The following is a 7,874-nucleotide window of genomic DNA, read 5'->3' on the forward strand; positions in this document are numbered from 1 at the left end:
CCCCCTATCAGATTGTTGTGTTTCGGTATCATTTCGGTGTCAGTTCGCCAGTTCTCCCCGGTGTCGTTCCTCCCCTGAATCTCACAGCGGCGTATCGCTCCCTTTGGTATGCTCGTTTCGGTCAGGGTTCCTCCACATCCCTGCCAAAAGTCATGGCACTACATCGCCGGGGAAGCATATCCCACACAGGCTGGTCATTCGATTGGAATAATCCATCGATGAACTACCTGTATCATAGAACATTTTTGTGCCCTATGCCGTATGTCCACAAAGTAGGAATTAGGGGTAAAAATCAGAAATTTCCACGATTGCGGAAAGTGTGATATAATCCAGTTAAGCGGCAGCAATGCAACCGCCGGAAAGGAGCGTGCGCCCATGAAAGGAGCAACAAGCATACAGGAACGCCTTTGGGAACTCCGCAAGGATAAAGGCTTAAATCTGGAAGAATTATCAGAGCTGACGGGTATTTCCAAATCAGCCCTTGGCAGTTATGAGAAAGAGGATTATAAGGAAATCAATCATGGCAACCTTATCACGCTGGCAGATTTCTATGGGGTTTCCGTTGATTATCTGCTGTGCCGGACAGAGAACCGGGGGCAGATCAACACGCCATTGACGGAGCTGCATTTGAATGATGAGATGGTTGCACTTCTGAAAAGCGGTCGGATTAACAACCGCCTGCTCTGCGAACTTGCCACCCATAAGGACTTTATCAAGTTTCTTGCGGACATTGAGATTTATGTGGATGGGATTGCCACTATGCAGATTCAAAACCTCAATGCCCTTGTCGATACCGTCCGGCATGAAATCATTGAACGGTATCGCCCCGGCGAAGATGACCCGCATTTGAAGGTGCTGCAAGCCGCACATATCAGTGATGATGAGTATTTCAGTCACATGGTTCTGGATGACCTCAACCTGATTATCCGGGATATTCGGGAAGCCCACAAAAAGGACAGCGAGAGTGCGCCCCAGACCACTGTTGCCAATGAACTGAAAGAAAATCTGGAAGCGGTCGAAAATTTCAAGGGCAGCCGTTTGGAAAAACTGGCAATGCTTTACTGCAAGCAACTCGGTATCAACTACAAAAATTTATCGGAAGAAGAATTTCGCTGGCTGATTCGGATTCTCCAAAAATCAAAGAAAATGGGAACGCCTATCAGCCAAAGGAAAAAACGGTAAAGAAAAACCGCTGTTGCATGGTTTGTTAGCTTCCATGTAGCAGCGGTTTTTACTGTGGTTATTCAGTTGAAATTCAGAACGATAAACTGGAAGTTATCGATTTCTTTGTGCGCTGTATCTAACGGACAGCACAATGCTTACTGATGCGGTAATGACCTTTGCAAATACGGCGCTCCACCAAATCGTGATTTGACCGCCAAACACCGGCGGCAGCATCAGCATCAACACCAGCATGATGATGGGTTCGATAAAGGTCAGAACATAGGACAGCACACTTTTTTCGGTTGCGTAGAAAGCCGCCGCGGAAACTCGTGTGATGGCGTCAAACGGAACCGACACAAGGAAGATCGGCATGACCTTTATGACCCCTGCGTTTACCTCGGCAGATGAACCGAACAGTAGTCCAATCTTTCCACGGAGCAGGTAAATCAGAATCGCACTGATTACCGCCAAAACCATGGAAAATTCATACGCCAGCGTTTTGGTTTGTTTGAGCGATTTTTCTTCGCCTGCTCCGTAGAACTGACTCATGAGCGGCTGGCTACCATCACCGACACCCTGCAAAAGAAGATAAACAATGCAGATGATATAGGAGATACAGGCATAGGTGGCGATAGCCTCCTGTCCGCCATAATAAACCGAAAATCGGTTGATGATCACAAGAGAGATATTTGGGGCAAGGGTCAAGCCAAATGGAGCAAGTCCGATTTTTAATATCTGAAATGCCGTTTTCGGGGTATCAACAGGTGCGATTTTCAGAGTGAGGTTCTTTTTGATGGCGCAATACACGAGTGCAACCGCCATGGTAACTCCCTGCCCAATAATGGTCGCCAATGCCGCACCGTACATGCCCCGTCCAAGAACCCACACAAAAGTATAGTCAAGAGCAACATTGGTAGCAAAGCCGCAGATCATAGCGATCATTGCCCACAAAGAACCGCCGTAATTACGCATAAACGGAACCAGTCCGGTGCCGAACACCTGTAAAATCGCTCCAAGGGCAATTACCTTGATATACTCATTTCCCAGAGTAAGCAACTCGCCCGATGCACCAAGGCAGAAAGGATTTTCTCTGAAGTGAAGAAAACGGTGACAGTCAGGACAGCGCTGAAAAGAAGCATCAGCCATGTTGCACCGGCAACGAACTCCCGTGCTTTTTTCTCATTTCCTGCTGCTTTCAGAATGGAGTATTTGACTGAACCGCCCATTCCGATTCCTGTCCCTACGGATTGCAGGACCGCCGTGATGGGATATGCAATGTTGATTGCGGAAAGTCCGGCATCCCCGATTGAGTTGCCTACAAAGAAACCGTCAACGATGGCATACACCCCGGAAAGCGCAAAGGATAACACGGACGGAATCACATACTGAAAGAAAGTCCGCTTGTTATTCACTGCCCAGACCTCCTCTCAGCTCTCTTTCAAAGAGAAGATTGAAAAGGTCAAGAATTTCACACATGGCTTGGAGCCGTTCGTTCCCGATTGTTCTATAAACCTTCTCCTCGGCTTTTCGTAAAGGCGCAATCATTCTGTGGGCGTATACCTGTCCGCTTTCAGTCAAGACGATCCGCTTCTCACGTTTATCGCCCTCGCTGGCCTCCAACAGTAAATAGCCCTTCTTTTGAAGTGCGCTCACGACCGTATGAACCGTCTGTTTTTGCATACCGAAATTCTCTGCGATCTGCTTTTGCGTCAGTTCTCCCATGGATTCCAGCGCATACAGCACCATCATTTCCGGGTATCCGATGCCAAGTACTGAAGCTGCTTTTGTATATAGCGCAGTGCTTTTCGCCCACGCAACGTTAAAATGATTGTTTTCCATAAGTCCTCCTCTTACAAATAGTATTTACAAATACTATTATAGTATATTGTAAGGACTATTGTCAAGGGCGTATGGAGCAAAAAATTCTTATTTGTCATAATCATTCTACCATACCGTTATGAATAAATCATCTCTTGCAAAATAATTTCTTCTGCCCGGTTGTGAATGTTATTGCAACGCCGCACCCATTCCATTTGTTGGGTTCGTTTCAATTCCTCGGTCACGCCCTCGGCATCTTTCATCTGCTCCATGATGGTGTCTAACCGTTCCTGTGCCTGTTCGTTCAGGTCTGCAAGGTATGTCCATAACTCCCCGGTCAAGGTCAATGTGTTCAATCTGGCTGGGTGGACTTCTCTTAAATATTCCCGGTGCATCCGTCCGTACTTTCCGATGGGGCGGTGTTCTTCCGGCAGCTTCAAGTCTGGGATGTAGTAATCTCCAACAAGGATATAATCAATTCCGTTTTCTGTTATTCTTGGTTTTAATTCGCTCATGTTCCTTACCTCCTGTGGAAGCAGGCTCGTCTGGTACTAACTCAATTACATCGGTAATCTCACAATTCAGCGTTTCGCAGATACGGGCTAATGTGTCCATGCTGATGTGCTTTCCCTCTTTGCTCATGTTGGCAATCATATTCGTTGTCATACCAGCGGCAAGCCTTAAATCTTCTTTTCTCATATTACGCTCTAACAGTGTGTGCCAGAGTGGTTTATAGCTGATGTGCATATTATTTTCCTGCCTTTCTATCCATACCACCGGGGCGGCTGCCCCGGCAGGAACTTTTCTCTTATTATAACACCAATCTTGTGAAATCACAATTTATTCTTGTAGCCTGCCGCTGATACCGTCTGGATTGTGCTTTTCCTTTCTTTTTGTTCCCTTTAATTAGCCATCAACTGCTTCATGCCCTGGCTCTTTGCTGATGTGTGATAAAGAAGTAATAGAAGTGCAAAAAATTTTGCCGTTCCTATCCGGCACTTAGCTCTTGTGTCGGATAGGTCGGGCGGTTATTCGGGCAAGTCCACCTTGCCAACAAAAGAATAATAAATCTCAATGTCCTGCCTACGGGTCTTGTTCTCGTCATAGCTGCACTCATGCACAACGATTTTCTCTACAAACTCCCGCAACAAAGTAGGGGTAAGTTCTTCAAAGCTGGTATGCCGCCGGACAACATTCATAAACTTTTCTGCGTTCACGGTGGCTTCCTGTGCTTTGGAAAGCTCCGCTTGAATAACAGCGGCTCTTTCTTTCAGTTCCCGTTGCTCCGCTTCATAGTCTGCCGACAGCTCTGTGAAACGCTCGTCTGATATGCGCCCGGTCACGCTGTCCTCATACAGCCGCTTGAAGATAGCGGATAACTCGGCTATGCGTTTCTCGGTGGCTTCCAGCTCCTTTTTCTTGGCGGCGTTCCTGCGCTTGCCCCCGTCCTCGTTCTGCTCAATCAAGAGCTTCATAAACCGGGCTTCATGCTTTGCCGCATAGCTGGTCACTTTCCGCAGATTGGAGAGTACACCAGCGGTCAAGAGGTCGGTGCGGATAAAGTGCGCCGTACAGTCATGGGTGCGTTTCTTGTAGTTGCCGCAGATATAACAGTCCTGCTTGCGCTTGTCCGTCTGGTATCGCTGCTGATACATCACACTGCCGCAGTCTGCACAGAACAGTATGCCGGAGAACAAGCCCACTTCATCATAGCGGTTGGGGCGTTTGCGCTGCTTGCGAAGCTCCTGCACCCGTTCCCATGTTTGGGTGTCTATGATAGGCTCGTGGTGGTTCTCGAATATCGCTTGCTTTTCCTCCGGGTTTTCTACGCTGTGCTTGACTTTGTAAGAGAGTTTTTCCGTCTTGAAGTTTACCAGGCAGCCTGTGTATTCCCGGTTTTCAAGGATATGCACAACGGTATTGGTCGCCCACTTGCACTCATAGCCGGGGTGGTAGCGGCGGGTGCTGCCCGTCCTGCGGTATTCCAGCGTCCCCGGCGTGGGGATTTGCTGCTCTGTGAGCATACGGGCTATCTTGGTCGGACCGTTCCCGGCAAGGCAGAGGTTGTATATCTGCTTAACTACGGGTGCAGCTTCATCGTCAATAATGAAATTTTCGTCCTCGTCCATGAGGTAGCCATACACAGGTTTGCTTGTGATTGGCTTGCCACTCATACCTTTTGAGCGTTTTACTGCTTTGATTTTCTTGCTCGTATCTCTCACCAGCCATTCGTTAAAGATATTCCGCAGCGGGGCAAAGTCATTGTCGCCCTGTGCGCTGTCCACTCCGTCATTGATAGCGATGAAGCGGACGCCTTTCTGTGGGAAAACCATTTCCGTGTACATTCCCACTTGCAGGTAGTTTCGCCCTAACCTCGACATATCCTTTACGATAACTGTCCCGACTTTTCCGGCTTCAATGTCCGCAAGCATGGCTTGAAAACCGGGTCTTTGAAAGTTCGCACCAGAATAACCGTCGTCCGTGTACCAGCGCAGATTGGAAAAGCCGTTCTGCTTTGCATAGGTTTCAAGAATACGCTTCTGGTTGGAAATGGAATTGCTCTCGCCTTGCAGCTCGTCCTCATGGGAAAGTCTTGGGTAAAGGGCGGTAATTGGTTGTTGGTTGGTCTGTCTTAACATAAAATCCTCCGTTTCCGACAGCCAGCCCCACTATTCCGTACCTTGATTGTACCACATGGGGCGGCTGTCTGTATAGCGGCAAAAGCGTCAAATCTGCTTCTTTATGGTCGGTCAAATCGCCGTTTTTTGTGTAGCAGATGATTGGGATTGCATAGTAGAAAAACTCTTGTTCTTATGGTAAAATGGAGCTAATCAATACAAGGGGGTGTGACAATGAAAGGGTTTGTCCGTAACAATCAGTACCTTTCTCTTTGTGGTCTAAATTGTAAATTATGTCCTATGAATTTGGCAGGGCATTGTTCCGGTTGCGGCGTTGATAATCAAAGTTGTAAAATCGCAAAGTGCAGTATTGAACATGGGAAAATCGAATATTGCTTTCAGTGTACCAGCTTCCCTTGTGACAAATACGCTCATATAGATGATTTTGATTCTTTTATAACTCATCATAATCAAATGAATGACATGGAAAAAGCCAGCCAGATAGGGATTCCCGCCTATAATGCTGAACAGGAAGAAAAGCGCAAATTATTGGATTTCCTCTTGTCACACTATAATGACGGGCGCAGAAAAAATCTATTCTGTGTTGCAGTCAATCTCTTAACGATTAAAGAAATTGAAAATATCTTGCAAACAGTTAAATCCGATAAGGATTTTCAAAGTATGGGGAAGAAAGAACAGGCTTCTGTTATCGCAAAACTGTTGCAGGATATAGCTGCTCCAAAAGGCATTGAGTTGAAACTTCGGAAAAAATAAAGTTGTTACTGATATTCCAGCGGTCATGCTCCCCGGCGTGACCGCTTTTCCATGTCATCACTTATGCGCTGAACGGTGGCGTATGTCCGGCAGCAGCCTCCGCTTCCAGCACTTTCATCATCTTGTCGGCTGCGGTGGCTGTGGTATCTTTCTTGAAAAAGCCGGACACAACAAGCACGGTGTTACCCATGCGGATCTCCGTCACGCAGTCCGGGCGGCGGTCGGTGCGGTCATTGTTATTCTGTTTGTTTTCTGTCATAGGCAACTCCTTTCACTTCAACAGTTCTTTTAGTCCATTGAGCTTGGCTTGTGCCGTTTCCTTTCGGAAGTTCTCGCCTGTAAAGAGGATAGGCAGACACATTTCAAGCACTCGGTCATAGATACGGGCGTGGGCGGTGTCCTGTGGATTTTGCAGTTCCGTAAGGCTTAGATTGGTGGTGACAATCAGCGGCTTTCGGCTGCGGTATCGGCTGTCAATTACATTGTAGACCTGTTCCAAACCGTACTCTGTGCCACGCTCCATACCAAAATCATCAAGTATCAGCAGAGGGAAACGGCAAAGACGCTCGATATATTCGTTTCGCCCCTCAAAGCTGGCAGTTAAATCATTCAGTATCGCAGAAAAGTTTGTCATGCGGACGGAGATTTCCTGTTCCATAAGGCATTGGCAATGCACCCGGCAAAATAGCTTTTTCCTGTGCCTACCTTGCCCCACAAGAGCAGACCATAGTTGTTTTCTCTCATCTGCTCCCAATGCTCCACATATAAATGTGCCTTGCTCATCTGCGGGCATTTGCCGTTGTCATGTGCAAAAGTCCATTCCTGCATGGTGAGGTCGGTAAAGCCCCGGCGTTTCAGTTCCATAACGGTGTCAAGGTGTCGTCTGCGTTCCTCGGCGGATTCACATTCCAAACGCTTCTCCCGTTGGCAGTCACATTCTGTCGGGTGCTTGTCATGCCCCAACCATGCGGCGGTTTCTTTGGGAAAGTAGGCTTCTTTCGCCGTGCGGCACTTGCCGCAGTAAAGCAGACCGTCCTCGCCCGTGTAGTCCTCCGGCTCTGCGGTAGTAGTCATCATATTCAAAACGGTATCGGTAAAAAGTTCAGTCATAAACTCTCGCCCTCCTTAAAGGTGTAATCGGGTATGCCTTTTTTCGGCGGTTTCTTGGCTTCGTCCTCCTGCGCCCACTTGTATATCGTGGCTGCATGGCTACGGTATTTCGTTCCTTTGGACGCTATATGAGTAGATAAGCGGTCAATATAATACTCCCATTTGTCGGGCAGTTCCGCTTTCAGCTCGTCCAGTTCCGTATCGGAAAGAAAAACATTGTTGTATCTGCCATAGCTGCGGGCGGGGGCTTGTCCCGTTTCTAACTCTCTCTCTTTTTCTATCTCTATATCTATCTCTTTCTTTATCTCTATCTCTGGTGGACGAATGTCGGACAAATGTCCGCCATTTGTCCGCGGCGGCAAAAGTGCCTTATTTTCAAGCCTTGCGGCG

9 protein-coding genes and 2 pseudogenes are annotated in these 7,874 nt (G+C 47.7%); 2 read left to right on the forward strand and 9 right to left on the reverse strand.

The window, feature by feature from the left end; translation table 11 throughout:
- Positions 1-375 precede the first annotated feature (375 nt).
- Positions 376-1,182, forward strand: coding sequence for a helix-turn-helix transcriptional regulator (locus tag DW085_RS18415; RefSeq protein ID WP_117970660.1), 807 nt, complete (start codon positions 376-378; stop codon positions 1,180-1,182).
- A 93-nt stretch (positions 1,183-1,275) separates the two neighbouring features.
- Here DW085_RS18415 and DW085_RS18420 read toward each other — a convergent pair whose 3' ends face one another.
- The 6 genes from DW085_RS18420 to DW085_RS18440 form a co-directional block, all read right to left on the reverse strand.
- A complete protein-coding gene (locus tag DW085_RS18420) occupies positions 1,276-2,220 on the reverse strand; it encodes an MATE family efflux transporter (protein ID WP_243034088.1) in 945 nt (314 codons plus the stop codon).
- Positions 2,187-2,576 carry an MATE family efflux transporter gene (locus DW085_RS20090; protein ID WP_243034090.1) on the reverse strand — a complete coding sequence of 130 codons (390 nt, stop codon included), beginning with the start codon at positions 2,574-2,576 and terminating at the stop codon, positions 2,187-2,189. Before DW085_RS20090 ends, DW085_RS18420 begins: the two co-directional genes overlap by 34 nt.
- On the reverse strand, positions 2,569-3,003 hold the full coding sequence (locus DW085_RS18425) for a MarR family transcriptional regulator (RefSeq protein ID WP_009274453.1): 435 nt from the start codon (positions 3,001-3,003) through the stop codon (positions 2,569-2,571). The genes DW085_RS20090 and DW085_RS18425 overlap by 8 nt, the downstream gene beginning before the upstream one ends.
- 116 nt (positions 3,004-3,119) lie before the next feature.
- Positions 3,120-3,497 carry a TnpV protein gene (locus DW085_RS18430; RefSeq protein ID WP_117970662.1) on the reverse strand — a complete coding sequence of 126 codons (378 nt, stop codon included), beginning with the start codon at positions 3,495-3,497 and terminating at the stop codon, positions 3,120-3,122.
- A complete protein-coding gene (locus DW085_RS18435; RefSeq protein WP_009256576.1) occupies positions 3,457-3,729 on the reverse strand; it encodes a helix-turn-helix domain-containing protein in 273 nt (90 codons plus the stop codon). The genes DW085_RS18430 and DW085_RS18435 overlap by 41 nt, the downstream gene beginning before the upstream one ends.
- Positions 3,730-4,010: 281 nt before the next feature.
- On the reverse strand, positions 4,011-5,621 hold the full coding sequence (locus tag DW085_RS18440) for a recombinase family protein (RefSeq protein ID WP_118494314.1): 1,611 nt from the start codon (positions 5,619-5,621) through the stop codon (positions 4,011-4,013).
- A 213-nt stretch (positions 5,622-5,834) separates the two neighbouring features.
- Between DW085_RS18440 and DW085_RS18445 the strand changes: the two genes are divergently transcribed.
- The gene (locus tag DW085_RS18445; protein ID WP_055246193.1) at positions 5,835-6,374 is read left to right on the forward strand and encodes a DUF3795 domain-containing protein; all 540 of its coding nucleotides are present in this window, start codon (positions 5,835-5,837) and stop codon (positions 6,372-6,374) included.
- Positions 6,375-6,435: 61 nt separating this feature from the next.
- Here DW085_RS18445 and DW085_RS18450 read toward each other — a convergent pair whose 3' ends face one another.
- From DW085_RS18450 to DW085_RS18460, 3 genes and pseudogenes are all read right to left on the reverse strand, one after another.
- Positions 6,436-6,633, reverse strand: a complete 198-nt coding sequence (locus DW085_RS18450) for a transposon-encoded TnpW family protein (protein ID WP_118494317.1) — start codon at positions 6,631-6,633, stop codon at positions 6,436-6,438.
- A 12-nt stretch (positions 6,634-6,645) separates the two neighbouring features.
- Positions 6,646-7,484: pseudogene (locus DW085_RS18455) on the reverse strand (ATP-binding protein).
- Positions 7,481-7,874: pseudogene (locus tag DW085_RS18460) on the reverse strand (replication protein); the annotation flags it as partial. The pseudogenes DW085_RS18455 and DW085_RS18460, both read right to left, overlap by 4 nt.

Source organism: Clostridium sp. AF50-3 (assembly GCF_003477445.1).
In the GTDB taxonomy this organism is placed as follows: domain Bacteria; phylum Bacillota; class Clostridia; order Lachnospirales; family Lachnospiraceae; genus Otoolea; species Otoolea fessa.